The organism is Polaromonas sp. P1_H6 (genome assembly GCF_056405195.1).
In genome coordinates this window covers 47,660-72,344 of sequence record NZ_JBFUCN010000015.1, presented here as the reverse complement: position 1 = coordinate 72,344, position 24,685 = coordinate 47,660, and the positions used below count along the sequence as shown (strand labels likewise).

At 65.4% G+C, this 24,685-nt stretch carries 24 protein-coding genes; 13 read left to right on the top strand and 11 right to left on the bottom strand.

Annotation, left to right across the window (positions count from 1 at the left end; all coding sequences use genetic code 11):
• Positions 1–11: 11 nt before the first annotated feature.
• The 3 genes from AC1D1F_RS15400 to AC1D1F_RS15390 are packed head-to-tail and all read right to left on the bottom strand — an operon-like array spanning position 12 to position 3,272.
• Positions 12–566, bottom strand: coding sequence for an adenine phosphoribosyltransferase (locus tag AC1D1F_RS15400; protein WP_477678777.1), 555 nt, complete (start codon positions 564–566; stop codon positions 12–14).
• A gap of 11 nt (positions 567–577) precedes the next feature.
• Positions 578–1,276, bottom strand: coding sequence for a hypothetical protein (locus AC1D1F_RS15395; protein WP_477697217.1), 699 nt, complete (start codon positions 1,274–1,276; stop codon positions 578–580).
• Positions 1,277–1,286: 10 nt separating this feature from the next.
• Entirely contained in the window at positions 1,287–3,272 is a 1,986-nt protein-coding gene (locus AC1D1F_RS15390; RefSeq protein ID WP_477678779.1) for a monovalent cation:proton antiporter family protein, read from the bottom strand.
• Positions 3,273–3,337: 65 nt separating this feature from the next.
• Here AC1D1F_RS15390 and AC1D1F_RS15385 point away from each other — a divergent pair, with 65 nt between their 5' ends.
• From AC1D1F_RS15385 to AC1D1F_RS15370, 4 genes are read left to right on the top strand one after another with little or no spacing between them, the layout of a single operon-like run.
• Positions 3,338–4,330: a KpsF/GutQ family sugar-phosphate isomerase gene (locus AC1D1F_RS15385; protein WP_477697216.1), complete on the top strand. Its 993-nt coding sequence runs from the start codon at positions 3,338–3,340 to the stop codon at positions 4,328–4,330.
• The gene (locus tag AC1D1F_RS15380; protein WP_477679103.1) at positions 4,330–4,929 is read left to right on the top strand and encodes a KdsC family phosphatase; all 600 of its coding nucleotides are present in this window, start codon (positions 4,330–4,332) and stop codon (positions 4,927–4,929) included. Before AC1D1F_RS15385 ends, AC1D1F_RS15380 begins: the two co-directional genes overlap by 1 nt.
• A complete protein-coding gene (gene lptC, locus AC1D1F_RS15375) occupies positions 4,926–5,684 on the top strand; it encodes an LPS export ABC transporter periplasmic protein LptC (RefSeq protein ID WP_477679104.1) in 759 nt (252 codons plus the stop codon). The genes AC1D1F_RS15380 and lptC overlap by 4 nt, the downstream gene beginning before the upstream one ends.
• Positions 5,685–5,709: 25 nt before the next feature.
• Positions 5,710–6,486: an SDR family oxidoreductase gene (locus tag AC1D1F_RS15370; protein ID WP_477697215.1), complete on the top strand. Its 777-nt coding sequence runs from the start codon at positions 5,710–5,712 to the stop codon at positions 6,484–6,486.
• Positions 6,487–6,589: 103 nt separating this feature from the next.
• Here the strand turns inward: AC1D1F_RS15370 and AC1D1F_RS15365 are convergent, their stop codons facing one another.
• From AC1D1F_RS15365 to AC1D1F_RS15350, 4 genes are all read right to left on the bottom strand, one after another.
• On the bottom strand, positions 6,590–7,048 hold the full coding sequence (locus tag AC1D1F_RS15365) for an RNA recognition motif domain-containing protein (RefSeq protein WP_477697219.1): 459 nt from the start codon (positions 7,046–7,048) through the stop codon (positions 6,590–6,592).
• A gap of 658 nt (positions 7,049–7,706) precedes the next feature.
• On the bottom strand, positions 7,707–7,958 hold the full coding sequence (locus AC1D1F_RS15360; RefSeq protein ID WP_477679029.1) for a zf-HC2 domain-containing protein: 252 nt from the start codon (positions 7,956–7,958) through the stop codon (positions 7,707–7,709).
• 17 nt (positions 7,959–7,975) lie between these two features.
• Positions 7,976–8,542 (bottom strand): sigma-70 family RNA polymerase sigma factor, encoded by a 567-nt coding sequence (locus AC1D1F_RS15355; RefSeq protein ID WP_477679030.1) that lies wholly within the window; start codon positions 8,540–8,542, stop codon positions 7,976–7,978.
• Positions 8,543–8,575: 33 nt separating this feature from the next.
• Positions 8,576–9,778: an ammonium transporter gene (locus tag AC1D1F_RS15350; protein WP_477679031.1), complete on the bottom strand. Its 1,203-nt coding sequence runs from the start codon at positions 9,776–9,778 to the stop codon at positions 8,576–8,578.
• Positions 9,779–10,393: 615 nt separating this feature from the next.
• On the opposite strand from AC1D1F_RS15350, the gene AC1D1F_RS15345 reads away from it, so the two are divergent.
• The 9 genes from AC1D1F_RS15345 (at position 10,394) to otnI (ending at position 20,254) form a co-directional block, all read left to right on the top strand.
• Complete coding sequence (locus tag AC1D1F_RS15345) at positions 10,394–10,951, top strand: TMEM165/GDT1 family protein (RefSeq protein WP_477679277.1); 558 nt, start codon at positions 10,394–10,396, stop codon at positions 10,949–10,951.
• Between the two features lie 134 nt (positions 10,952–11,085).
• Positions 11,086–12,246: a homoserine O-succinyltransferase MetX gene (gene metX, locus AC1D1F_RS15340; protein WP_477700767.1), complete on the top strand. Its 1,161-nt coding sequence runs from the start codon at positions 11,086–11,088 to the stop codon at positions 12,244–12,246.
• Positions 12,243–12,854, top strand: coding sequence for a methionine biosynthesis protein MetW (gene metW / locus AC1D1F_RS15335; RefSeq protein ID WP_477677944.1), 612 nt, complete (start codon positions 12,243–12,245; stop codon positions 12,852–12,854). Before metX ends, metW begins: the two co-directional genes overlap by 4 nt.
• 217 nt (positions 12,855–13,071) lie before the next feature.
• On the top strand, positions 13,072–14,016 hold the full coding sequence (locus AC1D1F_RS15330; protein WP_477677943.1) for a chromate resistance protein ChrB domain-containing protein: 945 nt from the start codon (positions 13,072–13,074) through the stop codon (positions 14,014–14,016).
• Positions 14,013–15,362: a chromate efflux transporter gene (gene chrA, locus AC1D1F_RS15325; RefSeq protein ID WP_477677942.1), complete on the top strand. Its 1,350-nt coding sequence runs from the start codon at positions 14,013–14,015 to the stop codon at positions 15,360–15,362. Before AC1D1F_RS15330 ends, chrA begins: the two co-directional genes overlap by 4 nt.
• Before the next feature lie 10 nt (positions 15,363–15,372).
• Complete coding sequence (locus AC1D1F_RS15320; protein WP_477677941.1) at positions 15,373–16,281, top strand: Fe-Mn family superoxide dismutase; 909 nt, start codon at positions 15,373–15,375, stop codon at positions 16,279–16,281.
• Between the two features lie 127 nt (positions 16,282–16,408).
• The gene (locus AC1D1F_RS15315; protein WP_477677940.1) at positions 16,409–17,446 is read left to right on the top strand and encodes a Cj0069 family protein; all 1,038 of its coding nucleotides are present in this window, start codon (positions 16,409–16,411) and stop codon (positions 17,444–17,446) included.
• A gap of 90 nt (positions 17,447–17,536) precedes the next feature.
• Positions 17,537–19,414, top strand: coding sequence for a SulP family inorganic anion transporter (locus tag AC1D1F_RS15310; protein WP_477677939.1), 1,878 nt, complete (start codon positions 17,537–17,539; stop codon positions 19,412–19,414).
• A gap of 6 nt (positions 19,415–19,420) precedes the next feature.
• Positions 19,421–20,254 carry a 2-oxo-tetronate isomerase gene (gene otnI, locus AC1D1F_RS15305; protein ID WP_477677938.1) on the top strand — a complete coding sequence of 278 codons (834 nt, stop codon included), beginning with the start codon at positions 19,421–19,423 and terminating at the stop codon, positions 20,252–20,254.
• 15 nt (positions 20,255–20,269) lie between these two features.
• Here the strand turns inward: otnI and alkB are convergent, their stop codons facing one another.
• The 4 genes from alkB to AC1D1F_RS15285 form a co-directional block, all read right to left on the bottom strand.
• Positions 20,270–20,923, bottom strand: coding sequence for a DNA oxidative demethylase AlkB (alkB, locus tag AC1D1F_RS15300; RefSeq protein ID WP_477696630.1), 654 nt, complete (start codon positions 20,921–20,923; stop codon positions 20,270–20,272).
• 38 nt (positions 20,924–20,961) lie between these two features.
• A complete protein-coding gene (locus AC1D1F_RS15295) occupies positions 20,962–21,693 on the bottom strand; it encodes a 2OG-Fe(II) oxygenase (protein WP_477678632.1) in 732 nt (243 codons plus the stop codon).
• 100 nt (positions 21,694–21,793) lie between these two features.
• Positions 21,794–22,225 carry a Cu(I)-responsive transcriptional regulator gene (gene cueR / locus AC1D1F_RS15290; RefSeq protein ID WP_477678633.1) on the bottom strand — a complete coding sequence of 144 codons (432 nt, stop codon included), beginning with the start codon at positions 22,223–22,225 and terminating at the stop codon, positions 21,794–21,796.
• On the bottom strand, positions 22,218–24,662 hold the full coding sequence (locus AC1D1F_RS15285; protein WP_477678634.1) for a heavy metal translocating P-type ATPase: 2,445 nt from the start codon (positions 24,660–24,662) through the stop codon (positions 22,218–22,220). Before AC1D1F_RS15285 ends, cueR begins: the two co-directional genes overlap by 8 nt.
• Between the last annotated feature and the right edge of the window lie 23 nt (positions 24,663–24,685).

The window sequence follows — 24,685 nt, the reverse complement described above, 5'->3', positions numbered from 1 at the left end:
GCCGGCGGCGTTCAATGCCCGGCGAAATCCACCAGCGTGAACAAAGGCAGGCCCGCGGCCCGCAGCTTCGCCGACCCGCCCAGTTCGGGCAAATCCACAATGGCCGCGCCTTCGGTCACGGTGGCGCCCAGCTTCTCGAGCAGCTTTTTGCCGGCCATCATGGTGCCGCCGGTGGCGATCAGGTCGTCGATCAACAGGACCTTGTCACCGGCTTTCACGGCGTCGGTGTGCAGCTCCACGGTGGCACTGCCGTATTCCAGCTCGTAGGTTTCCTGCACCGTGGTGAAGGGCAGCTTGCCTTTCTTGCGGACAGGCACAAAACCGACATTCAGCTCATAGGCCACCACGGCACCCAGGATGAAGCCGCGAGCGTCCAGCCCGGCCACCACGTCGGGACGCAGCGCCGGGTCCATGTAGCGGTGCACAAAAGCGTCTATCAGGACGCGGAACACCTTGGGGTTTTGCAGCAGCGGCGTGATGTCGCGAAACTGCACCCCCGGCGCGGGCCAGTCCGGCACGGTGCGGATGTGGTCTCGCAGGTACTCGCTCGCGGACTGTTTTGGCATGGCAAACACTTTCAGGAAACGCCGGTATCCCGGCTGGCCGCGAATGCGCACAGCACCGGCAGCACCCCCAGCAACAAGGCCGCGGGCAACAGCAACAACAGCACGCCCGCGGCGGCGGCAAGCTGGCCGCCCAGCAGCTTCAACAGGGACATCAAAAGAAAAGCCACAAGGAGTGCGGCGGCGGCAAGGGCCAGCAGGCTGAAGACGGCCACGGCAATGCTTGCCCAGCGCTGCGGCGAAGTCTGCATGACCAGGTGCAGGCTGCTTTTCGCGGAGAGCCCGTCGATCAGCAATGCCGGCAGGAACACCCAGAGGCAGGGTACCCACGCGGCGGGCCACAAAAGGAAGGACAGAGGCCCCACAAGGTAAGACCCGGCCACCAGTACGAGGCCTGCGGCCGCGAGGGGCAGCGAGACCCCAAAAATCCTGCCTGCCGATGCGGCCCAGCCCAGCGCCAGTTCCGTGAACGGCACGCTGGGCCGCAGAGCTACGCGCCAGGCCAGCAGCAGGATGGTGCACAGGAACAATGAAAGCACGAGCAAAGACAGCACCAGGCTCAACACATCGCCGGAACCCAGCCAGGCGGTGGCCAGGCTTTCCAGCAGGGCCAGGCCGAGCCACAGCAGAGGGCGTGCAAACAACAGGCCGGTACCCTGTTTCAGCCAGCGGGACCCGGTCAGCCATGCGCGATTCCAGTCGATACCTGCCATGGCGGTCGGCCTAGCCTCTCAGCAGTTTTTCTTCGGCGATCGCCAGCGCGGCGGACCGCCCTGACAGCACCAGGGTGTCACCGCCCTCCAGCCGGGTTTCATCATCGGCCTGCAGCGTCTTGCCGTTGTTGCGCCGCAGGCTGACGACACGAACGCCCACCGCCTGCAGCGCCAGGGCGGCCAGGGGCTTGCCGGCGGAGCGGTTTCCCAGCGGCAAGGTCACGGTGGACAGCCGCTCCTGCTCCAGCTCATTGACCGTGTCGTCGTCGGCGCCGCGGAAGTAGCCGCGTAGCAGGTTGTAGCGCGCGTCGCGCTGGTCCTGCACCACGCGGATCACACGGCGCATGGGCACGCCCACCAGCGCGAGCGCGTGGCTGGCGAGCATCAGGCTGCCCTCGATGGCTTCAGGCACCACTTCGGTGGCGCCGGCCGCCTGCAGCTTTTCCAGGTCGTGGTCGTCCACCGTGCGCACGATCACCGGCACCGTGGGCGCATGGGCGCGCGTGTTGGCCAGTACCTTGAGGGCGCTGGCCGTGTCCAGGTAGGTGATGACCACCGCGCTGGCGCGCGCCAGGCCGGCGGCCATCAGGGCTTGCAGGCGCACGGCGTCGCCGAACACCACGGAGTCGCCGGCGGCGGCGGCCTGCCGCACGCGGTCGGGGTCCAGGTCCAGTGCCATGTACTGGATGCCTTCGCGTTCCAGCATGTGGCCCAGGTTCTGGCCGCAGCGGCCGTAGCCGCAGATGATCACGTGCTTGTTGGCGTTGATGGACTTGCGCGCGATGGTGGTCATCTGCAGCGACTGCTGCAGCCATTCGCTGGAGACCAGCTTCATCACGATGCGGTTGCTGTACATGATGATGAAAGGCGTGGCCAGCATGGACAGCACCATGCTGGCCAGGATGGGGTTCAGCAGGGCCGGCGGCACCAGGTGGTTCTGCTGGGCCAGCGTGAGCAGCACGAAGCCGAACTCGCCGGCCTGGGCCAGGTAGAGGCCGGTGCGCAGCGATACGCCGGCGGTGGCGCCCAGCGCGCGGGCCAGCGCGGTGACCAGCACCAGCTTGAAGACAACGGGCAGCGTCATCAGCAGCAGCACCAGCGGCCAGCGCTCCAGCACCAGGCGCCAGTCGAGCAGCATGCCGATGCTGATGAAGAACAGGCCCAGCAGGACGTCGTGGAAGGGCCGGATGTCGGTCTCGACCTGGTGCTTGTATTCGGTTTCGGAAATCAGCATGCCGGCGATGAAAGCGCCCAGCGCCAGGCTCAGGCCGGCGCGTTCTGTCAGCCAGGCCAGCGCCAGCGTGACCAGCAGCAGGTTGAGCACGAAGAGCTCTTCGCTTTTGCGCCGCGCCACGATGGTGAGCCACCAGCGCATGACGCGTTGCCCGCCCGTCAGGAGCAGCCCCACCAGGACGGCAGCCTTGAGCCCGGCGATGGCCAGCGCCATGAGAAGCGCGTCGGCGGGCGCGCCCAAGGCGGGAATCAGCACCAGCAGCGGCACCACGGCCAGATCCTGGAACAGCAGCACGCCCATGATGCGCTTGCCGTGTTCGGACTCCAGCTCGAGCCGCTCCGACAGCAGCTTGACGACGATGGCGGTGCTGCTCATGGCGATCGCGCCGGACAGCGCCAGCGCGGTCTGCCAGCCCATGGTCCAGAGGCTGGGCGCCATGCTGGCGAGGAACAAGGAGCCCACCGTGGCCAGCACGATGGTGAGCGCCACCTGCAGCAGTCCCAGGCCGAACACGTGGCGCCGCATGGAGCGCAGCTTGGGCAGGTTGAATTCGAGCCCTATCACGAACATCAGGAACACCACGCCGAACTCGCCGAGGTGCCGCACGCCGTCGGAATTCTGCGCCAGCGCCAGCGCGTTGGGGCCTATGACCACGCCGACGGCCAGGTAGCCCAGCATGGGCGGCAGCTTGAGCGAACGGCACGCGACCACGCCCAGCACGGCGGCCAGCAGGTACAGCAGGGTCAGTTCAAGCGCGCTCATGCGCCGATGGTAGCTGAGGAAGTCCGGGCGGCATGGGCCTTTGTGCGCCTCTATAGAATGCAGCCATGAACCCGGACCCCGTGAAAATTGACGCCGAGCAGGTGCTGGACCTGGCCCGCAAGACCTTTGAGATAGAAGCCGCTGCCGTGATGGGTCTGGCGCAGCGCCTGGGCGGCGAATTTGCCCAGGCGGTTGAATTGGTACTGGCCTGCCCGGGCCGCGTGGTGGTCATGGGCATGGGCAAAAGCGGCCACATAGGCCGCAAGATCGCGGCCACGCTGGCCTCCACCGGCACCCCCGCCATGTTTGTGCATCCGGCCGAAGCCAGCCATGGCGACCTGGGCATGATCACCGGCCAGGACGTGGTGCTGGCGATCTCCAACAGCGGCGAAAGCGAGGAACTCACGGTGATCCTGCCGGTGCTGAGCCGCCAGGGCGTGCCCATGATCGCCATCACCGGCGGCGCCCAGTCCGCGCTGGCGCGCTACGCGCGCGTCACGCTCGACAGCAGCGTCGCGCTGGAAGCCTGCCCATTGAACCTGGCGCCGACGGCCAGCACCACCGCCCAGCTCGCCATGGGCGATGCGCTGGCCGTGGCGCTGCTCGACGTGCGCGGCTTCAAGGAAGAGGACTTTGCCCGCTCGCACCCGGGCGGCGCGCTGGGCCGCAAGCTGCTGACGCACGTCAGCGACGTGATGCGCAGCGGCGACGACGTGCCGCAGGTGCGGCCCGACACCAGTTTCACCGACCTCATGCGCGAGATGAGCGTCAAGGGCCTTGGGGCCTCCGCCGTGGTCGACGGCGCGCGGCGCGTGCTCGGCATTTTCACCGACGGCGACTTGCGCCGCCTGATCGAAAAAGGCGTGGACCTGCGCAGCAGCAAGGCCGGTGACGTGATGCATGCCGACCCGCGCACCGTGCGGGCGGATTCGCTGGCGGTTGAAGCGGTCGCGTTGATGGAGCAGCATCGCATCACCAGCGTGCTGGTGGTCGACGAGGCCGGCGTGCTGTGCGGCGCGCTCAACACCAACGACCTGATGCGCGCGAAAGTCATCTGATGGCTGTCACGCCTGTCCTGAACTTCGCTCCCGAACTGCTGCTGCGTGCGCAGGGGGTCAAGGTGGCTTTTTTTGACGTCGATGGCGTGCTGACCGACGGCGGCCTGTATTTCTCGGAGTACCCAGACGGCCATCCGCTGGCCCAGCCCGGCGGTGGCTACCGCCCCGCTGGTGAAATCATCAAACGCTTCAACACGCTGGACGGCCACGGCCTGAAATTGTTGCAGCGCTGCGGCATCACCCCGGTGATCATCACCGGGCGTGACAGCCATGTGCTGCGCGCCCGCCTGCAGGCGCTGGGCATTGCGCATGCGTATTTCGGCACTGAAGACAAGCGACCCGCGGCCGAAACCACACTGCAGGCGTTGGGCCTGGATTGGACCGCGGCGGCCGCCATGGGCGACGACTGGCCGGACCTGCCGGTGATGTCCCGCGTAGCCTTGAGCTGCGCGCCGTCCAATGCGCACGCGGAAGTCTTGGCGCAAGCCCACCATGTCACGCGGGTGCCGGGTGGCCAGGGCGCGGCGCGCGAGTTCTGCGACCTGTTGCTCGTCGCAAGCGGGCGCTACGCCGAGCTCCTTGAGGAATACCGCCAATGACGACCGCGACGCAGAACTCAGGCGCGGGCCGCAGCGGCCCGTTCCGGCCGCTCAGGAGGGCCTGGCGCAGCTTGCTGCGCGTGTGGGACAGCATGGCCATCTATATGCCGCTGCTGATGATGGGCGCGCTGGCGCTGGGGACCTACTGGCTGGTGCGCAACACGCCCATTTTCAGCACGCCGGAAGCCGTGCGCGAAGCCAGCCACGACATTGACTATTTCATGCGCAAGTTCACCGTCAAGACTTTTGACGAGGGCGGCCAGCTCAAGAGCGAGATCTACGGCATCGAGGCCAGGCATTTCCCGGACACCGACATTCTTGAGATCGACCAGGCGAGGATCCGCAGCATCAGCCCCGACGGCCGCATCACCGTCGCCACGGCCAACCGCGCTTATTCCAACGGCGACGGCTCGGAAGTGCAGCTGGCCGGCAATGCGCGGGTGGTCAGGGAAGCCAGCACGGATGCCAGCGGCAAGGAAACGCCGCGCATGGAGTTTCGCGGCGAGTTCCTGCATGCTTTCCTGAACGACGAGCGCGTGAAATCCCACAAGCCCGTGTTGCTGATCCGCGGCACCGACCAGTTTGTCGGTGACACTTTCGCGTATGACAACCTGGACCAGGTGGCCGACCTCAAGGGCCGCGTCCACGGCATCCTGGTGCCCCGCTCCGCGGCGAGCGCTGCGGGCCTTCCCAGCTTGACCTTGCCGACGGCACCATCGGCGCCGGCAAGTTCCACCAGACCGGCCACGCCTTAGCGGCCGGCTTTTTTAACGGCCGCCTATGTCCAGACTCGTATTCATCACCGGAGCGTCCAGCGGCATAGGCCAGGCACTGGCCATGCGGTTTTATTCAGCGGGCTACCGGCTGGCGCTGGCCGCGCGCCGCACGGCGGAGGTCCAGGCCTGGGCAGAGGCCAACGCCCTTGGCGCGGGCCGCTACCAGGTCTACAGCGCCGATGTGGCCGACACCGACAGCATCGTCGCGGCAGGCCTGGCCTGCGTGGCCGCGCAAGGCGTGCCCGATGTCGTGATCGCCAACGCCGGCATCAGCGTCGGCATGGACACCGCCGTGCGATCTGACCTGGACGTGATGGCGCAAACCTTTGCGACCAACAACGTCGGCGTGGCGGCTACCTTCCATCCCTTCATGGCCGGCATGGCGGCGCGTGGAAGCGGTACGCTGGTGGGCATAGGCAGCGTGGCCGGCATACGCGGCCTGCCCGGCCACGGCGCGTATTGCGCCAGCAAGGCGGCGGTCATCGCGTATTGCGAAAGCCTGCGCGGTGAGCTGCGCCCCAGCGGCGTGAAAGTGGTGACGATCTGCCCCGGCTATATCGATACGCCGCTGACCCGCGAAAACCGTTACCCCATGCCCTTCCTGATGAAGGTCGACACGTTCGCCGACAAGGCGTTCGCGACCATTCATGGGGGACACAGTTATCGCGTAATTCCCTGGCAAATGGGCATCGTGGCCAAGCTGATGCGCCTGCTGCCCAACGCGCTGTTTGACAAGGCCGTGGCCGGGCGCGCGCGCAAGCATCGCCAGGATGAGCGCTGACCGCGCTTTTCTCAGGCCGAAAAGCAAAAAGGCGTCAAAACCGAAGTCTTGAAGCCTTTTTAGCGCTCTTTCAGCCGGGGCTGAAGAGCGGGTTCAGCAGGGCTTAGTAGCCGCCGCGTCCACCACCACCGCCGCCGCCTGAACGGCCACCGCCGCTACCGCCGCCGCCGTAAGGGCTGCGGAAACCGCCGTCGCTGCCGCCGCCGGAACGACCACCACCGCCGCCGCCGTAGCCACCACCGCCGGAGCGATCGCCGCCACCGCCGTAGCCGCCACCACCGCCGCCGAAGCCGCCGGTACGGGGAGGACGTGCCTCCATCGGACGGGCTTCGTTCACCACGACGCTACGGCCGCCCAGAGGCTGGCCGTTCATGCCGTTGATGGCTGCCTGGGCTTCTGCATCGCTGCCCATTTCGACAAAGCCAAAGCCCTTGGAGCGACCCGTGTCGCGTTCCATCATGACTTTAGCGCTGGTGACAGCGCCGAATTGGCCAAAAGATTGTTGCAGGTCTTCGTCGCGAACCGAGTAAGGCAGGTTGCCGACGTAAAGTTTGTTGCCCATGAAGGGACTCCTCTAAAACACAAAAACAAAAGCGATGGGGTCCCGAAAGCACAACAAATCTTGATACGTACCGCTGTAGCGCGCGAAACTGACCGATCACCTAACGTGTGCGAATGCTGGCATTCGCACCGGCATATTATGCTCGACGAAAATAAAACACAATCCTCTAGCGTTACTACCTAGACTGCGCCAGCCCGCATGAACAGGGGCTCTCCGGCCTCTTGTGGTGCCAGCTGGAGCCGGGTTTTTGCGGCCAAAGCGAGTCCATAACGAGTGGCGACGGCAAGCCAAAATGAAGCATAAAGACTTCCATGCCTTGCCAACCTCCAACGGACTTGACTTCTGAAAATTCTTTTTAAAAAACAAGCCGCAACTGATTTACGAGCTAAGTTAGTGCCTACATTGAAAAAATCGATGTCATAAAAACCAGAGCCGTGCTGGTTTATTGGGCTTGCGAAGCACGGCCGGGTTAAACCCTTGGACCGCCGCGTGTGAACCTCCACAAAGAGCCGAAAGAGAGCACGCTGCGCACGTAGTTTGTTCCAACTTCAGGGAAATAGTTACACAAATTTGCATTCACGAAGAGTGCTGTTCTTGTCTGTGTAGCGCGCTCTCTTTTACGCGCGGCATCGGCCCCCGTCGGCCGCGCAACAAGGCGCTATTTCGGTAAATTGTCTGCGGCCCGGCCTGCCGCCGCCTGCTCGGCCGCGCCGGTGTAGTGGCGCCAGCGCTTCATCGCGACGCGCAGGGTCAGAATCTGGTTCTCGAATCGGGGGCAAGCCTCGCAGGCCATCAGGTGCAGCTTGAGCGCGACGTGGTCCGGCAGGCTGAGCGCGCGATCCTCGCGCGCAATCAGCAGGGCCGCGGCCTCCCGGCAGGTGCGTCGTAACAGGGTGATCTTGGGTTTCACGTCAGGGGTGGAAAGCGTCAGGTGCCGGGTTGGCCGAACCAGTGGATATTCAGGCACTCCTGCAGGCGCAGGCGGGCCCGGTGCAACTGGACATAAAGATTGGTCGGTGTCAGCGAGAGTTCCTTACAGACTTCTTGTGAGGAAAGCTCCAGCCATTCGCGCATCAGGAACAGCCGGCCCAGCGCCGGCGGCAGGCGCTCCATGCAGGCGTCCAGCACCTGGAAGAACTGCACCTGCTGCAGGGTCTGGTCGGGGTTACCCCAGTCGTTGGGCGTTTCGGCGAAATGGCCGTCGGCCTTGAAGGACAGCCGGTCAAGCTCGTCGCCTTCCTCGTCGGCCTGCGCATCGGGCACGGCCACCAGGCGGGCATTGCTGCGGATCAGGTCTATGACCTTGTGTTTGAGGATGCCGACCAGCCAGGTCTTGAGTTGCGAGCGGTTGCCGAAGGATTGGGGCTTGGACAGCGCCGCGAGCAGGGTCTCCGACACCGCGTCTTCCGCCCATTCGTCGTTGCGCAGTTGCAGGCGCGCAAAGCGAAGGAGGTAGAGCCGGTGTTCGACCAGCTGCTCTTCAAAAGTAGGCATGGCCGGAAGTCTAGCGGCAGGCGGCGCTGGCCGCTACCAATTGACTTCGCGGTCCGGCGTCGCGCCGATGCGGTGGATCGAAAGGTCGGCGCCTTCAAACTCTTCTTCCTGGCTCAGGCGTAAGCCCATCGTCGCCTTGAGGGCGCCGTAGACGGCAAAACCCGCCAGCAATGCCCAACCCACGCCCATCGCGCTGCCTATAAGCTGGGCGCCAAAACTCACACCGCCCAGGCCGCCCAATGACTGGCTGCCGAAAATGCCGGCCGCGATACCGCCCCACAGGCCGCACAAACCGTGCAGCGGCCAGACGCCCAGCACGTCGTCGATCTTCCATTTGTTCTGCGTCAGCGTGAACATCACCACGAACACAGCACCGGCCACACCACCGGTCACCAGCGCGCCCAGCGGGTGCATCAGGTCCGAACCGGCGCACACCGCCACCAGCCCGGCCAGCGGGCCGTTGTGCACAAAACCGGGGTCGTTCTTGCCGAAGGCCAGTGCCGCCAGCGTGCCGCCCACCATGGCCATCAGCGAGTTGACGGCGACCAGGCCGGAGATCTTGTCAATGGTCTGCGCACTCATCACGTTGAAGCCGAACCAGCCCACAGTCAGGATCCAGGCGCCCAGCGCCAGGAAGGGAATGTTCGACGGCGGATGGGCCGATACCGCGCCGTCCTTGCGGTAGCGGTTGCTGCGCGCGCCCAGCAAAATCACCGCCGGCAACGCCAGCCAGCCGCCCACCGCGTGGACCACGATGGACCCTGCGAAGTCATGGAATTCCGCGCCGGTCAGCGACTTGATCCAGGTCTGCACGCCGAAGTGCTGGTTCCAGACAATGCCCTCGAAGAAGGGATAGACCAGCCCGACGATGACGGCCGTGGCGATCAGCTGCGGATAAAAGCGCGCGCGCTCGGCGATGCCGCCGGAAATAATCGCTGGAATCGCCGCGGCAAAGGTCAGCAGGAAGAAAAACTTGACCAGCTCGTAGCCGTTTTTGGCGGCCAGCTGTTCCGCGCCGACGAAGAAGTGGGTGCCGTAAGCGACGCCATAGCCCACCACAAAATACACCACGGTAGATACAGAAAAGTCCACCAGGATCTTGACCAGCGCATTGACCTGGTTCTTTTTGCGAACCGTGCCCAGTTCCAGAAAGGCAAAACCGGCATGCATGGCCAGTACCATGATGCCGCCCAGCAAGATGAACAAGGCGTCCGAGCCCTGTTTTAGTGCTTCCATAAGTCCCTCTTCAGATGAAATGTGATGTATTGGTGCGTAATTCCGCGAATTTCAGGAGCCGCACCAAATACAAGCAAGAAATGCGCCGGAACTGTGCGAAATGGCCTGCCAGAGCGGGTTGAGGAGGCATTCGAGGGGAAGCTTCGGAGACTAAGGATAGAATGCAGGTTGTCATTGGGGAGTAGCCAGCCTTTCAATCCTGAAAGGGGCTTGCGTCAACAGACTTGTTCTAGAACCTGTTTTCAATCTATACGAGGCCGCGCAAGCGCCTTCTCGGGATGGGATGCAAGGCGCGGCGCGCCAGCCCATAGCACCGCTATGGGCCAGCGCCGCAACGCCGCAGACCGCCCGAGAAGGCACTTGCCCTCCGGGTTGGGGTGAAATCGGGCGATTGAGCCACCCGGGCCCTTGCATGGGCATTAGCCCATGCGGCGTTCCCGGTCGGCCCACTCATCCCGATTGCACCCCAACGCGGCCCCGTATAGATTGAAAACAGGTTCTTTGGGCATGGCGCAAGCGGTCTTCGGATCACGCGAGACCTTTGACTGCACAGCCTCCGCTTCAGGCCGGGGATGCCGTGCAGTCATGGGTTTCGTCCGGCCGGAGTCTTTTTGAATGGAAGCTTTCCTCGTCTCCACGGGCATCGTCGCCCTCGCCGAAATGGGCGACAAGACGCAACTCCTCGCGCTCATCCTCGCGGCTCGCTTCAAAAAGCCCTGGCCCATCGTTGCCGGCATCCTGGTCGCCACCCTGGCCAACCATGCCCTGGCCGGTGCCGCCGGCGCCTGGGTGACCACGCTGATCAGTCCCCAAATGCTGCGCTGGATCCTGGGCGCCTCGTTTCTGGCCATGGCCGCCTGGATGCTGGTGCCCGACAAGCTGGACGCGGACGAGGACGAAAAACCGCCGCGCTACGGCGTCTTCTTCACCACTGTGCTGGTGTTCTTCCTGGCAGAGATGGGCGACAAGACGCAGATCGCCACCGTGATGCTGGCCGCGCGCTACGACGCCATCGCCAGCGTGGTGGCAGGCACAACGCTGGGCATGATGCTGGCCAACGCGCCGGTCGTCTGGCTGGGCGAACGCGTCACGCGCCTGGTGCCGCTGCGCGCCGTGCACATTGTGTCGGCGCTGATTTTTGCCGGCTTGGGCCTGGCCGCTCTCTTGATGTGACCCCGGCTTGCTATACTGGCCCTCAGCGCCGATTTGCTCAGCTTGCGGGCGCTTAAAAAGTACAGCTAAAGACGACCTCCAGAAACCCGGACTCGCTTTAGCGACGCCGGGTTTTTTGTTTTGCAGGTGATTTTTTGACACTTATTGCCACCCCGCTCAGCATGCATTTTGTCGAGGCACTGCCGCTGCAGAGCGGCGCGTCGATACGCGCCTACGACCTGAGTTATGAAACCTACGGCGAACTCAACGCCGACAAATCCAATGCCGTGCTGATCTGCCACGCGCTCAATGCCTCTCACCATGTGGCGGGCGTCTACCTCGATGCGCAGGGCCAGCCGATCGACAAATCCGAAGGCTGGTGGGACACCATGATCGGTCCCGGCAAGCCGGTCGACACCGACCGCTTCTTCGTGATCGGCGTCAACAACCTGGGCTCCTGCTTCGGCACCACCGGCCCCATGCAGCCCAATCCCGACACGCAGGAACTCTACGGCGCCGACTTCCCCGTCGTCACGGTGCAGGACTGGGTCAGCGCGCAAGCCCGCCTGCTGGACCGCTTGGGCATACAGACCCTGGCCGCCGTGATGGGCGGCAGCCTGGGCGGCATGCAGGCCCTGGCCTGGACGCTGCAGTACCCGGACCGCGTGCGCCACGCCGTGGTGGTGGCCAGCGCGCCCAACCTCACGGCCGAGAACATCGCTTTCAATGAAGTGGCCCGGCGCGCCATCGTGACCGACCCCGATTTCCACGGCGGCCATTTCTATCGCCACGGCGTGCTGCCCAAACGCGGCCTGCGCATCGCCCGCATGATCGGCCACATCACCTATTTGAGCGACGACGTGATGAACGAAAAATTCGGCCGCCAGCTGCGCCAGGCGGTCGCCGAAACCGTGAATGCCGACACACCCTACAAATACACCACGCAGGACATCGAATTTGAAATCGAAAGTTATCTGCGCTACCAGGGCGACAAATTCAGCGAGTACTTCGATGCCAATACCTATCTGCTGATCACGCGCGCGCTCGACTACTTCGATCCGGCCCGTAGCTACGGCGGCAGCCTGACCCAGGCGCTGGCCCACGTGAAGGCCAAATTCCTGCTCGTGAGCTTCACCACCGACTGGCGCTTCTCCCCCGCGCGCAGCCGCGAGATCGTCAAGGCGCTGCTCGACAACCAGCGCGACGTGAGCTACGCCGAAATCGACGCGCCGCACGGCCATGATGCGTTTTTGCTGGAGGACGACCGCTATCTCGGTGTGGTGCGTTCCTATTTCCAGAGCAAGGTGGCTGTATGAACCCGACGACTGTCGACCTCAATGTGCAGCCTTCGGCCGACCTGCTGTCCATCGCCCGCCTGGTGCCGCCCGGCTCCCGCGTGCTCGACCTGGGCTGCGGCACCGGCGAAATGCTGGATTACCTGATCCGCGAGCGCGGATGTTCGGGCTACGGCGTCGAGATCAACGACGCCAACGTTCAGGCCTGCGTGGCGCGCGGCGTCAACGTGATACAGCTCAATCTTGAGGAAGGCCTGGCGCTGTTCGGCGACAGTTCATTTGACGTGGTACTGCAGATAGACACCCTGCAGCACCTGCGCAACGCCGAAACCATGCTGCGCGAAACCGCGCGCGTGGGCCGCGCCGGCGTCGTCGTGTTCCCGAACTTCGGCCACTGGCCGAATCGCCTGGCTGTTGCGCGCGGCCGCATGCCGGTGACCAAGGTGCTGCCTTACCAGTGGTACGACACGCCCAATATCCGTGTCGGCACGCTGCAGGATTTCGAAGCGCTGGCGCTGCAGAACCAGCTGGAGATCCTCGAGGCCTTCGGCCTGCAGGACGGCCGCGAAGTGCGCTTCTGGCCGAATGCCCGCGCCAGCCGCGCGGTGTTCAAGTTCAAGCGTGAGTAGCGCTGGCGCTGTCTGATCCCTGACGACGGCTTCGGCCAAAAGCAGGCATAAGCCGCAATTCCGAATGGGTCGGCCGGAATTCTGAGCTGGCACCCCCGCGCCCCCAAGTCGTGCTGGGGCATGTTGCGACGCGTTCGAAAGCTGTCAACCGCACGTTTTCAGCAGAAATCCGACGATTCCTCTTGTAACAGTCATCACTTCATGAGATGATTGCTTCATGAACGACTGGCTGGTCCTTACTGCAACACTGCCGACCACCCCGAGTGGCCTGCGGGTCCGGGTGTGGCGCGCACTCAAGGCTACAGGTGCGGGAACGCTTCGGGAGGGGGTCTATGTCCTTCCGGCCACCGCGCCCTCCGCCCTTGCCCTCCGGGAGCTCGCCAAGACGATTGCCGACGCCGGCGCTGACGCCTATTTGCTCGAATTGCGCGCGCGCGATGACGCCCAGGAACAGGCGTTTCGCGCCCTGTTCGACCGCTCCGAGCACTATGCAGAACTCGTGCAGGCCGTGAAGGATGCCCGCAAGGGCATCAAGTCGGCCAGCGAAGCGGAACTTCATAAGACACTGCGCAGCCTTGAGCAGCAATTGCAGCAGGTCCAGGCAAGCGATTTCTTCCCGGGCAAGGAGAGCGCAGGGTGTGTCGAGGCAGTCTCGGCTCTGCGGCGTGAGATTGAACTGCACCTCTCGCCGGACGAGCCGTCGCCTACAAGGGCTGTTGTCCCCGCGCTTTCCATCAAGGACTACCAGGGCCGCACCTGGGCCACCCGCAAGCGCCCCTGGGTAGACCGCCTGGCCACAGCCTGGCTGGTCCGCCGCTTCATCGACAAGTCCCCCAACTTCATCTGGCTGGCGGATCCGAAGAAGTGCCCTAAACAGGCTCTCGGCTACGACTTCGACGGAGCGGCTTTCACGCACGTGGGTGAGCTGGTGACCTTCGAGGTGGTCGCCAGGAGTTTCGGCCTTGACGAGAAGCCCGCCCTGGCGCGGCTCGGGCAGCTTGTGCACTACATCGACGTCGGGGGCGTTCCGCTCGACGAAGCGCCGGGCATCGAAATGATCGTTCGTGGCTTGCAAGCGCAGCACGGGGACGACGACCAGTTGCTTGAAGCGGCGTTCGCTTTTTTTGACACCCTGCATGCTGCTCTGAAGGCCGCCAAATGACCACTCATATCGCCGACCAGACAGCGCCCGAATCCATCACCCGCGGGGAAGCGTTCTCCTTCTGGCTGAAGCTTGGCTTCATCAGCTTCGGCGGACCCGCAGGGCAGATTGCCATCATGCACGAGGAGCTCGTGGAGCGCCGGCGCTGGATTTCCGAGAACCGCTTCCTGCACGCCCTGAACTACTGCATGCTGCTGCCCGGCCCGGAGGCGCAGCAGCTGGCGACCTACATCGGGTGGTTGATGCACCGGACGTGGGGCGGCATTGTCGCCGGCGGGCTGTTTGTCCTGCCGTCGCTGTTCATCCTGGTTGCGCTGTCCTGGGTCTACATGGCTTTCGGCCACGTTCCGGCCATCGCGGGCCTGTTCTACGGCATCAAGCCCGCGGTCACCGCACTGGTCGTGCATGCCGCATACCGGGTCGGCTCCCGCGCCCTGAAAAACGGCTGGTTATGGGGCATCGCGGCCGCGGCGTTTATCTCCATCTTTGCATTCAACATACCGTTCCCGTTGATCGTGCTCGCGGCGGGCACCATCGGCTACTTCGGCGGGAAGTACGCACCCGACAAGTTCAAGACCGGCGGCCACGGCGCTTCCGCCAAGCAGTTCGGCCCGGCCCTCATCGATGACCACACGCCCACACCCGCCCATGCGCTCTTCACCTGGAAGCGCGTCAGGCAAGTGCTGGTCGTCTGCCTAAGTTTGTGGGTAGCCGCCATCGGCGCTCTCACGGCTGCATACGGGTGGGACGCGGTGCTCACGCAGATGGCGTGGTTCTTCACCAAGGCCGCGCTGCTGACGTTTGGCGGCGCCTATGCGGTGCTGCCCTACGTCTACCAGGGCGCGGTGGACAACTACCAATGGCTCACCGCCCCCCAGATGATTGACGGCCTGGCGCTCGGCGAGACCACGCCCGGCCCGCTGATCATGGTCGTCGCGTTTGTCGGCTTCGTCGGTGGCTGGACCAAGGCCATTTTCGGCCCTGAGGCGCTGTTCCTGGCCGGTGCCGCCGCGGCGACGGTGGTCACCTTCTTCACCTTTCTGCCGTCGTTCTTCTTCATCCTGCTCGGCGGGCCTTTCATCGAGTCCACGCACGGCAACCTGAAGTTCACGGCCCCGCTCACTGGAATCACAGCCGCCGTGGTGGGCGTGATCCTGAACCTCGCTGTGTTCTTTGCCTACCACGTGCTCTGGCCGCAAGGCCTCTCGGGCCGCTTCGAGTGGGCTTCAGCCGTCATCGGAGTAGCAGCCGCCGTGGCGCTGTTCCGCTTCAAGGTTGGTGTCATTCCCGTCGTGCTGGTCTCCGGCATCGTCGGGCTGACGCTGCGGCTCAGCAACATTATTTAAAGGTGCACCCATGGACGCTCAAATTCACGACCTCTCCTTCGATCCTGCCGGCATGAACGGCCTATCGGAGAAATTGCTGCGCAGCCACCACCAGAACAACTACAGCGGTGCCGTCAAACGGCTGAATGCCATCCGCGGCCGGTTACGGGAGATGCCTTTCGCGGCTGCGGCCGGCTTCGACCTGAATGGGCTCAAGCGGGAAGAACTGATCGCCACCAACTCGATGCTGTTGCACGAGCTGTACTTCGACTGCCTGGGTGCCACCGGCGAGCCGCTGACACCGGCGGCGATCCTCGCGCTGCAATCGAACTTCGGCAGCGTTGAACGATGGCGCGAGGAGTTCGTCGCCATGGGCAAGGCCCTGGCCGGCGGCTCCGGCTGGGTGCTGCTGGTATTCCAGCCGCGCGAGGGAACCCTTGTGAACCAGTGGGCCGCGGACCATACGCACGCGGTGGCGGGTGGCATCCCCATCCTGGCGCTCGACATGTACGAGCACGCCTACCACCTGGATTTCGGCGCGGCCGCCGGCCAGTATGTCGACGCCTTCATGGAGAACATCAACTGGACGCGCGTGTACGAGCGCTACCAGGCCGCGGTGGAGGCTTCAAGCGAGCCGTTCGCCGCCACTGCGGACGACCTTGCCGGCGCCCACGTTCTGGATGTCCGGCGGGCAGGGGTCTTCGACCAGGCGGACTCGCTCATTCCAGGTGCGCAGTGGCGAGACCCGGCCCAGGTGAACGACTGGTCGGCGCAATTGCCCAAAGACAAGCCGGTGATGGTCTATTGCGTTTACGGGCACGAAGTCGGGCGATCCACCACCATGCGCCTGCGTGCGGCAGGGGTCGATGCCAGGTTCCTGAGCGGCGGCATTGACGGCTGGAAAGCGGCAGGCCGGCCGCTCGCGGCAAAACAAACCTGAGGCGTGATTCATGGACGTGATCGACTTTCACTGCCACTTCGCCGGAACGGGCATTCCAGTCGATGCGTCCAGAGGCAACGCGAACGCGCGGCGCCTGCTGCACGCCTAAGCCTTTAAGGAGCTGATCATGCCCAGACCTTCCGTCGCATTGCTCTACCCAGGTGATCGCGCCATGCGGGATCGCGCGGATCCGGCGGAAAGCCGTTTTGCCGCTTTGTTCGAGGCGTTTGCAGGCGCTGGCGTGGCCGCCGTCCCGGCTGTGTACAACGACGCTTTTGCAGAGGAAGTGGAGGCGCAGTTGCGCGACTGCCGCCTTGTGCTGGCCTGGTGCAACCCCATCGAAGGCGGACGAAGGCGGGACGTTCTGGACGCCATGCTGCGCCGGGTTACCGACTCGGGAGTTGTGGTCAGCGCGCACCCGGAGACCATCCTGAAGCTGGGAACCAAGGACGTTTTGTTCCACACGCGCGATCTCCCGTTTGGCAGCGACGTTTGCCGAATCGAAAGCCTCAAACAGCTTGAGGCCGAATTGCCGGAACGACTCCGCCAGGGCCCACGGGTGCTCAAGCAATACCGGGGGCATAGCGGGATCGGTGTCTGGAGAGTGGAACTGGCGGGCCCCATCGGCACACCCGTGTGCCTGCGCGTGCGCCACGCCCAGCGTGGCAGCGACGAGGAGCTGATGGAGCTTCCGGCGCTCCTGGCAAGACTGGCTCCGTACTTCGAGCCGGCGAATGGCGGGCACATGATCGACCAGGCATGGCAAGCGCGGTTGGTGGAAGGCATGGTGCGAGCCTACCTGGTGGAGGATCGCGTCGAGGGCTTCGGGCACCAGTCGGTGAACGCGCTCTACCCCTCCAAGCCTGGAGAGCCGGCACCGCCATCCGGCCCGAGGCTGTACCACGCCGCCGATCTGCCGCAGTTCCAGTTCTTGAAGGAACGGCTTGAGACCGAGTGGGTTGACTTGCTTCGTGCACGCGTCGGTCTTTCGCGCGAGCAGCTTCCCTTCCTCTGGGATTGCGACTTCATGTTCGGCGAGCCTCTCGTCGGCGTCATAGAACACTACGTGCTGTGTGAGATAAACGTCAGCAGCGTCTCACCATTCCCGGACTCTGCCATCCGGCCGCTGGTTTTGGCTGTGCAACGCCGTCTGGAGCAGATTTGATCGCCTGTCGGCGGGCGTTGCTATAGCCAAGGCACCTGATCGCCGCGGTGGATACCGGGGCGCTGGGCGCGGTATGCTCAGGCCCTCGTGATGGAACCCTCAGCCGCCCACGCACCCCGGTCATCGATTCCGCTCCTGGAGCGCCTGTTCGGCGACTGGGTGCGCGAGGTCTCGCCCGCCACCGTGCGAGCCGACGCGATGGCCGGCCTGCTGGGCGCGGTGCTGGTGCTGCCGCAAGGCATCGCCTTCGCGACGCTGGCCGGCCTGCCGCCGGCCTACGGCCTTTACACCGCCGTGATTCCCTGCATCATCGCCGCGCTGTTCGGCTCCAGCCGGCACGTCATGTCGGGCCCCACCAACGCCAACTCGCTGGCCCTGTTCGCCATGCTCTCGCCGCTGGCCATGGCCTTCAGCCCGCTCTACATCCAGCTCGCGCTGGCCGTCACCGTGATGGTCGGCGTCATGCAGTGGCTGATAGGCGCGCTGCGCCTGGGCGTGCTGGCCAACTTCATTTCTCCGGCCGTGCTTTTCGGCTTTACTTCAGGTGCCGCGCTGCTGATCGCCGTGCATGCGCTGCCCGACCTGCTGGGCCTTGCGCCCGCGCCCGAACACAGCGCCGCGGCCGTGCTGGGGCATGTGCTCACGCATCTCGGCGCCGCCCAGCCGCTGGCGCTGGGCGTTGCCGCCATCACGCTGGCCGTGGCACTGTTGCTGCGCCGCCTGCGCCGCAACTGGCCTTACATGCTGATCGGCCTGGTGGTGGCCACCGCGCTGGCCTGGGTCTGGAGCCGCTGGCTGCACCCGGAGGCCACGCCGTCGGCTTCGCTGCGCACCGTGGGGCAAATCCCCGTGCCCTGGCCGCGCTTTGAAGTGCCGCGCATCAGCTGGGCGCAGGCGACCGACCTTGTCGGCCTGGCCTTCGCGCTGACCATCGTGGCGCTGGGCCAGGCGATTTCGATCGCCAAGACCGTGGCGCTGCGTTCAGGCCAGCGCATAGACGCCAACCGCGAATTCCGCGGCCAGGGGCTGTCCAACATCGTCGGCGGTTTCTTCTCGAGCTATGTCTCCTGCGGCTCCATGAACCGCTCCATGCCCAACCTGGAAGCCGGCGCGCGCACGCCGCTGGCTTCGGTGTTTTCAGCCCTGCTGCTGCTGGCGCTGGTGGCGGTCAGCGCGCCGCTGCTGGCGCAGATTCCCATGGCCGCTTTGGCGGCGCTGCTGGTACTGGTGGCCTTCGCGCTGCTCGACGCCGCGCGCTGGCGCCAGCTGTTCACCTTGAGCCGCAGCGACTTCGGTGTGGCGCTGGCCACCGTGGCGGCCACGGTCACCATACGGCTGGAAATCGCGATCCTGCTGGGCATGATTTTGTCGCTGATGTCTTTCCTCTATCGCACATCCAGGCCCGCGATGCGCAGCATGGGCTTTGACAGCCGGGGGCTGGATCGCCAGTTCGTGGTGATAGACAACTCGCCCGACGCGGGGCTGGAAGCCAAAAAAAATACGGGCCCTGACGGGCCCGAAGAAACGCCGCGCCAGGTGCTGCCGGAATGTCCACAGCTCAAGCTGCTGCGTATGGAGGGCGAGGTCTACTTTGGCGCGACCCAGCACGTGGCCGACATCCTGCACGCGCTGCGCACCCAGCCACAGCCGCAAAAACACCTGCTGGTCATGGGCAAGAGCATGAACTTCATCGACCTGGCCGGCGCCGAGCTGTGGGAGGCCGAACTCGCCGCGCGCCGCGCCATGGGCGGCGACCTGTACTTTCACCGGCCGCGTCCCGAAGTCATCCGCATGTGGCGCAAAACCGGTTTCACCAGCGTGCTCGGGGCCGAACACCAGTTCCCCGACAAGTTCACCGCGATCTCCACCATCTTTAACAAGCTCGACCCGGAAATTTGCCGGCGCTGCACCGCGCGGATATTCTGGGAATGCAAAACCGCACCCGGCCCCGACACACCCGCCGCCTGAAATCCCATGCCCCAATTCGCCGCCAACCTCAGCTGGATGTACACCGAGCTTCCCATGGAGCAGCGTTTTGCCGCGGCCGCGCGCGACGGCTTCACGGCCGTGGAAATCCTCTCGCCCTACGCCTGGGCGCCGCAGGAGCTCAAGGCCATCCTTCAGGAGCACGGCCAGCAGCTGGTGCTGTTCAACGCGCCGCCGGGCGGCGTGGATGTGGCGAGCATCGAGAAGGCCTGGAGCTCTTCACAAAAAGGCACGGCCTGCCTGCCCGGCCGTGAGGCCGAGTTCCGTGCCGGCATCGCGATTGCGCTCGACTACGCACAGGCCCTCGGCTGCCCGCGCATCCACGTGATGGCCGGCATATTGCCCGCCGGCATGGAACGCGAGGCGGTGCAGCCCACCTATGTGAACAACCTGCGCGAGGCGGCCGTGCTGGCCGCCAGGGTGGGTGTGGACCTGCTGATAGAGCCCATCAACACGCGCGACATTCCGCGCTTCTTTCTGAACCGGCAAGACCACGCGCATGAAATCATCCGCGAAGTGGGCGCGGCCAACGTCAAGGTGCAGATGGACCTTTACCACTGCCAGGTGGTGGAGGGCGACCTGGCCATGAAGCTGCGCAAATACCTGCCCACGGGCCAGGTCGGCCATTTGCAGATCGCGGGTGCGCCCGGCCGCAATGAGCCGGACGTCGGCGAAATCAACTATCCCTACCTGCTGGCGCTACTCGACGAGCTGGGCTACAGCGGCTGGGTCGGCTGCGAATACCGGCCGCTGCGCGGCGCTGAAGCCGGCGCCACGCCGGACGGGCTGGGCTGGCTGAAAAAATTTCGCGAACGCGCCTGAGCGCGTTCGGCGCATTCAGCGCGCGCGGCGAAACGTCAAATTGATACGCTGCCGGCCCAGGCGCGCATGTTCGCCTTCAGCCAGCGGCGCCACGCCATGGTAGGCCAGCCGCGATGGTCCACCCCACACGGCCACGTCGCCGTGCTGCAGGCGGTAGCGCGCGGGCCTGTCGCCGCGGCTCGAGCCGCCGAACAGAAACACGGCCGGCAGGCCCAGCGACACCGACACGATGGGCGCGTCCAGCGTGCCCTCGTCCTTGTCCTGGTGCAGCGAAAGCCGCGCGCCGGGTTCATAGCGGTTGATCAGGCAGGCGTCGGGATGGAAATTTTCAAAGCCGGCCTCCTCCGCGGCGCGCAACGCGAGTTCGGCAAAGCAGGCAGGCATGGCTGGCCAGGGCTTCCCGGAGAGCGGGTCCTTCGCGTCATAACGGTAGCCGCTGCGGTCGGATACCCAGCCCAGCGCGCCGCAATTGCTCATCGCGACCGACATGGTGTAGCCGCCCGGCGTGACCAGGTGGCGCAGCGGCGCGGCCGCGATGACGCCTTCCACCGCTTGCAGCAAGGCTTCATCTACATCAAGCGCAAAACCGCGCAGCAGCGCCGCGCCCGGCGCGATCGCCTCGGGTGCGGCATAGGGTGGCGGTGCGTCATCAAAAAGGCCTGGAGTCAAACCATCTCCTTGATTCCTTACGTGCGCGCGCGGCAAGCTCACTGCGCGTCATGAAAAATAATCCCCAGCGTGTGGCGGTGGCCGCTGCGCACGGTGCTCACACCATGCCGCATGTTGACCCGGTAAAAACCCCGGCTGCCCTGCACCGGTCGATGGTGTACGGCGAACACCACGGCATCGCCCTGCTTCAGGGGCACCACCTCGGGCCGCGACTGCATGCGCGGGCGCTGCTCGGTCAGCACAAACTCACCGCCGCTGAAGTCCTCAACCGGGCGCGACAGCAACACCGCGACCTGGAGGGGAAACACATGCTCGCCGTACAGGTCCTGGTGCAGGCAGTTGTAGTCGCCGGGCCCGTATTGCAAGAGCAGCGGCGTGGGCCGCTGCTGGCCGGCCTTGTGGCAGCGTGCCAGGAAATCGGCATGGTCGGCCGGATAGCGCACGTCTATCCCCATGGCTTCGTTCCAGGCATTGGCCACGCCGACCAGGCGCGGGTAGAGCGCGGCGCGCAGATTCGCAACGATATCGGGCAGCGGGTAACTGAAGTACTGGTATTCGCCCTGGCCGAAGCCATGGCGCTGCATCACCACGCGGCTGCGGAAGCGGCGCATGTCCGCGTACAGGCTGGCGACGGCTTCGCATTCGCGCACGCTCAGCAGTTGCGGCAATACGGCGCTGCCATGGCGGTTCAGCGTGGCTGTGGTGATATCCCAGTCATCGGCGCCTGCAAGGTCGGGCAATAAGGTGGGTGCTTCGGTCACAAGAGGCATGGGTGGTCCGTGGGCGATGGAAATACCATCAACACCCTCAGGATAAATCCGGCGGCTCGCTTTCGCTCGCCGGAATCGGACATTCCATTCGGGGGCCGGATCAGGCCGCCAGCTCGCTCAGGATGGGGCAGTCGGGCCGGCTGTTGCCCTGGCAGCAGTGGGCCAGGTGGCCCAGGGTCTGCTTCATGGCCTGCATCTCGGCGATGCGGCGCTCCAGGTCGGCCACATGGGCCAGCGCGATGCGCTTGACGTCCGCGCTGGCGCGGCGCTTGTTCTGCCACAGCTTGAGCAGCTCGGTGATCTCGGCCATGCTAAAGCCCAGCGCGCGGGCGCGGCGTATGAAGCGCAGCGTGTGCACCTCTTTTTCGCCGTACTGGCGGTAGCCCGCCTCGGTGCGGTGCACCGTGGGCAGCAGGCCCAGCGACTCGTAGTGGCGGACCATCTTGGCCGACACGCCCGATCGCGCGGCGGCCTGGCCGATGTTGAGGGGGCCGATGTTAATGGCGTCAAGGGTGTCGATGGCTTCAGTCATGGGCGTTTCCTTTCCAGCGGTGCAGCAGCAAGGCGTTCATCACCACGCTGGCACTGCTCAGCGCCATGGCGGCGCCGGCGATCACGGGGCTCAAAAACCCCAGCGCGGCCAGCGGGATGCCGACCACGTTGTAAACAAAAGCCCAGAACAGGTTCTGGCGTATCTTGGCGTAGGTGCGGCGCGAGATGTCGATTGCGCCGGCCACCAGCGCCGGGTCGCCGCGCATCAGCGTGATGCTGGCTGCGTGCATGGCCGCGTCGGTGCCGGTGGACATCGCGATGCCGACGTCGGCGGCGGCCAGGGCCGGCGCATCGTTGATGCCGTCGCCGACCATGGCCACGCGCCCGCCTTTTGACTGGATGCCGGCCTTGAGCTGCCCGATGATGGCGGCCTTGTCTTCCGGCAACACCTGGCTGTGCACGATGTCAATGCCGAGTTGCCGCGCCACGGTTTCGGCGCTGCCACGGTTGTCGCCGGTCACCAGGGCGGTCTGTATGCCCAGCGCGTGCAGGCGGGCAACGGCGGCCCCCGCGCTGGTCTTAAGCGTGTCGCCAAAAGCCAGCAGCCCGAGCAAGCGGGGGGCGCCGGAGGCATCGGCGAGCCAGGACACAGTCCGGCCCTGGGCTTCGAGTTCTTTGGCGCGAGCGTTCAGCACGGCAAAGCCGGTGAGGTCCAGGCCCAGCTCCTGCATGAAGCCCGGGCTCCCGAGCCGGAGTTCGCGGCCCGCCACCACGGCAGCCATGCCGCGTCCCGCGACGGCGCGCAATTGGGTTGCCGCGGGGACCTCGAGCGACTGCTCAGCCGCGCGCCGTATCACGGCCCTGGCCAGCGGGTGTTCGCTGCCCGACTGGATCGCCGCGGCCCAGGCCAGCAGTTCATGGTCCGCGATGCCGTGGGGCTCAAGTGCCACCAGCTCGGGCTTGCCTTCGGTCAGGGTGCCGGTCTTGTCGAAGGCCACGATCTTGACGCTGTGCGCCACCTCCAGCGCCTCGGCATCCTTGATCAGGATGCCCTGGCGGGCGGCGGCGCCGGTGCCCACCATGATGGCGGTCGGTGTGGCCAGGCCCAGCGCGCAGGGGCAGGCAATCACCAGCACGGCGACGGCGTTCAAAATGGCAGCTTCCCAGTTCTGCGTCGCCAGGCCCCAGCCGAGCAGGGTCACCACGGCAATGCCTATCACCACCGGCACGAAGACCGCACTGACCTGGTCGACCAGCCGCTGTATCGGCGCTTTTTTGGCTTGCGCGGACTCGACCATGCGCACGATGCGGGCCAGCGTGGATTCCGCGCCTATGGCCGTGGTGCGGACCACGATCAGGCCTTCGGCGTTGACCGCGCCGCCCGTGACCCGGTCGCCTGCGTGCTTCATGACCGGCAGGCTTTCGCCGGTGATCAGGGATTCGTCCACCTGCGTGGCGCCTTCGACGATCTCGCCGTCCACCGCGATGCGCTCGCCGGGGCGCACCACCACCAGGTCGCCGAGCTGTATTTCTTGCAGGGCGACGTCTTCATCTTTCCCGTCGCGGCGGCGGCGCGCGGTGTCGGGTCGCAGCGCCTGCAGCGCGCGTATCGCGGCGGTGGTCTGATGCTTGGCGCGTGTTTCCATCCACTTGCCCAGCAGCACCAGCGTGATGACCACGGCCGAGGCCTCGAAATACAGGTGGGCCATGCTGTGGCCGCCATGGCGCAGCAACTGGTAGACGCTCAGGCCGTAAGCCGCCGAGGTGCCCAGAGCGACCAGCAGGTCCATATTGCCGCTGCGGGCGCGCAGCGCGCTCCAGCCGGCACGGTAAAAGCGCGCGCCCAGCCAGAACTGCACCGGCGTGGCGAGCAGCCATTGCAGCCATCCGTCGAGCATCCAGTCCTTGCCGAAGAGTGTGCCCACCATGGGCAAGGCCAGCGGCGCCGACAGGACGGCCGCCAGCGCGATGGGCCACCAGGGGGCGGCGGGGCTGTTCACGGCGCCCTCACCGGCGGCCGGGATTTCCCGCGCCTGGTATCCAGCCCTGGCCGCCGCCGCCATCAGCGTGGGCAGCATGGCGGCGCTGCCGGCCACGCTGACTTCGGCGGTCTCGGTCGCCAGGTTGACGTTGGCCGAGAGCACGCCCGGCACCTGCCTGAGCGCTTTTTCCACGCGCGAGACGCAGGAAGCGCAGGTCATGCCGTCTATCCTGAGTTGCAGGGATTGCTCAGCCACGCTGTAGCCGGCTTTGGCGACGGCGGCCTTCAGCGTGTCCACGCCGACATCGGCGCGCGCCTTCACGCTGGCCTGTTCGGTCGCGAAATTGACGCTGACGTCCTGGACGCCGGGGACATTGGCCAGCGAGCGTTCCACGCGCGCCACGCAGGAGGCGCAGCTCATGCCCTGGACGGGAAACTGCCACTCGGCCAGCGCGGCCGCGGCGGAAGGTGTTTTGAAGGAGGCGCTTGTGTTCATGGGGATAGTCTGAACCTTACCAC

Bases quoted from the DNA above. Each gene is read 5' to 3' on its own strand.
- AC1D1F_RS15400 (WP_477678777.1), bottom strand. From the start codon at position 566: ATGCCAAAACAGTCCGCGAGCGAGTACCTGCGAGACCACATCCGCACC.
- AC1D1F_RS15395 (WP_477697217.1), bottom strand. From the start codon at position 1,276: ATGGCAGGTATCGACTGGAATCGCGCATGGCTGACCGGGTCCCGCTGG.
- AC1D1F_RS15390 (WP_477678779.1), bottom strand. From the start codon at position 3,272: ATGAGCGCGCTTGAACTGACCCTGCTGTACCTGCTGGCCGCCGTGCTG.
- AC1D1F_RS15385 (WP_477697216.1), top strand. From the start codon at position 3,338: ATGAACCCGGACCCCGTGAAAATTGACGCCGAGCAGGTGCTGGACCTG.
- AC1D1F_RS15380 (WP_477679103.1), top strand. From the start codon at position 4,330: ATGGCTGTCACGCCTGTCCTGAACTTCGCTCCCGAACTGCTGCTGCGT.
- lptC (WP_477679104.1), top strand. From the start codon at position 4,926: ATGACGACCGCGACGCAGAACTCAGGCGCGGGCCGCAGCGGCCCGTTC.
- AC1D1F_RS15370 (WP_477697215.1), top strand. From the start codon at position 5,710: ATGTCCAGACTCGTATTCATCACCGGAGCGTCCAGCGGCATAGGCCAG.
- AC1D1F_RS15365 (WP_477697219.1), bottom strand. From the start codon at position 7,048: ATGGGCAACAAACTTTACGTCGGCAACCTGCCTTACTCGGTTCGCGAC.
- AC1D1F_RS15355 (WP_477679030.1), bottom strand. From the start codon at position 8,542: ATGCCTACTTTTGAAGAGCAGCTGGTCGAACACCGGCTCTACCTCCTT.
- AC1D1F_RS15350 (WP_477679031.1), bottom strand. From the start codon at position 9,778: ATGGAAGCACTAAAACAGGGCTCGGACGCCTTGTTCATCTTGCTGGGC.
- AC1D1F_RS15345 (WP_477679277.1), top strand. From the start codon at position 10,394: ATGGAAGCTTTCCTCGTCTCCACGGGCATCGTCGCCCTCGCCGAAATG.
- metW (WP_477677944.1), top strand. From the start codon at position 12,243: ATGAACCCGACGACTGTCGACCTCAATGTGCAGCCTTCGGCCGACCTG.
- AC1D1F_RS15330 (WP_477677943.1), top strand. From the start codon at position 13,072: ATGAACGACTGGCTGGTCCTTACTGCAACACTGCCGACCACCCCGAGT.
- chrA (WP_477677942.1), top strand. From the start codon at position 14,013: ATGACCACTCATATCGCCGACCAGACAGCGCCCGAATCCATCACCCGC.
- AC1D1F_RS15320 (WP_477677941.1), top strand. From the start codon at position 15,373: ATGGACGCTCAAATTCACGACCTCTCCTTCGATCCTGCCGGCATGAAC.
- AC1D1F_RS15315 (WP_477677940.1), top strand. From the start codon at position 16,409: ATGCCCAGACCTTCCGTCGCATTGCTCTACCCAGGTGATCGCGCCATG.
- AC1D1F_RS15310 (WP_477677939.1), top strand. From the start codon at position 17,537: ATGGAACCCTCAGCCGCCCACGCACCCCGGTCATCGATTCCGCTCCTG.
- otnI (WP_477677938.1), top strand. From the start codon at position 19,421: ATGCCCCAATTCGCCGCCAACCTCAGCTGGATGTACACCGAGCTTCCC.
- AC1D1F_RS15295 (WP_477678632.1), bottom strand. From the start codon at position 21,693: ATGCCTCTTGTGACCGAAGCACCCACCTTATTGCCCGACCTTGCAGGC.
- cueR (WP_477678633.1), bottom strand. From the start codon at position 22,225: ATGACTGAAGCCATCGACACCCTTGACGCCATTAACATCGGCCCCCTC.
- AC1D1F_RS15285 (WP_477678634.1), bottom strand. From the start codon at position 24,662: ATGAACACAAGCGCCTCCTTCAAAACACCTTCCGCCGCGGCCGCGCTG.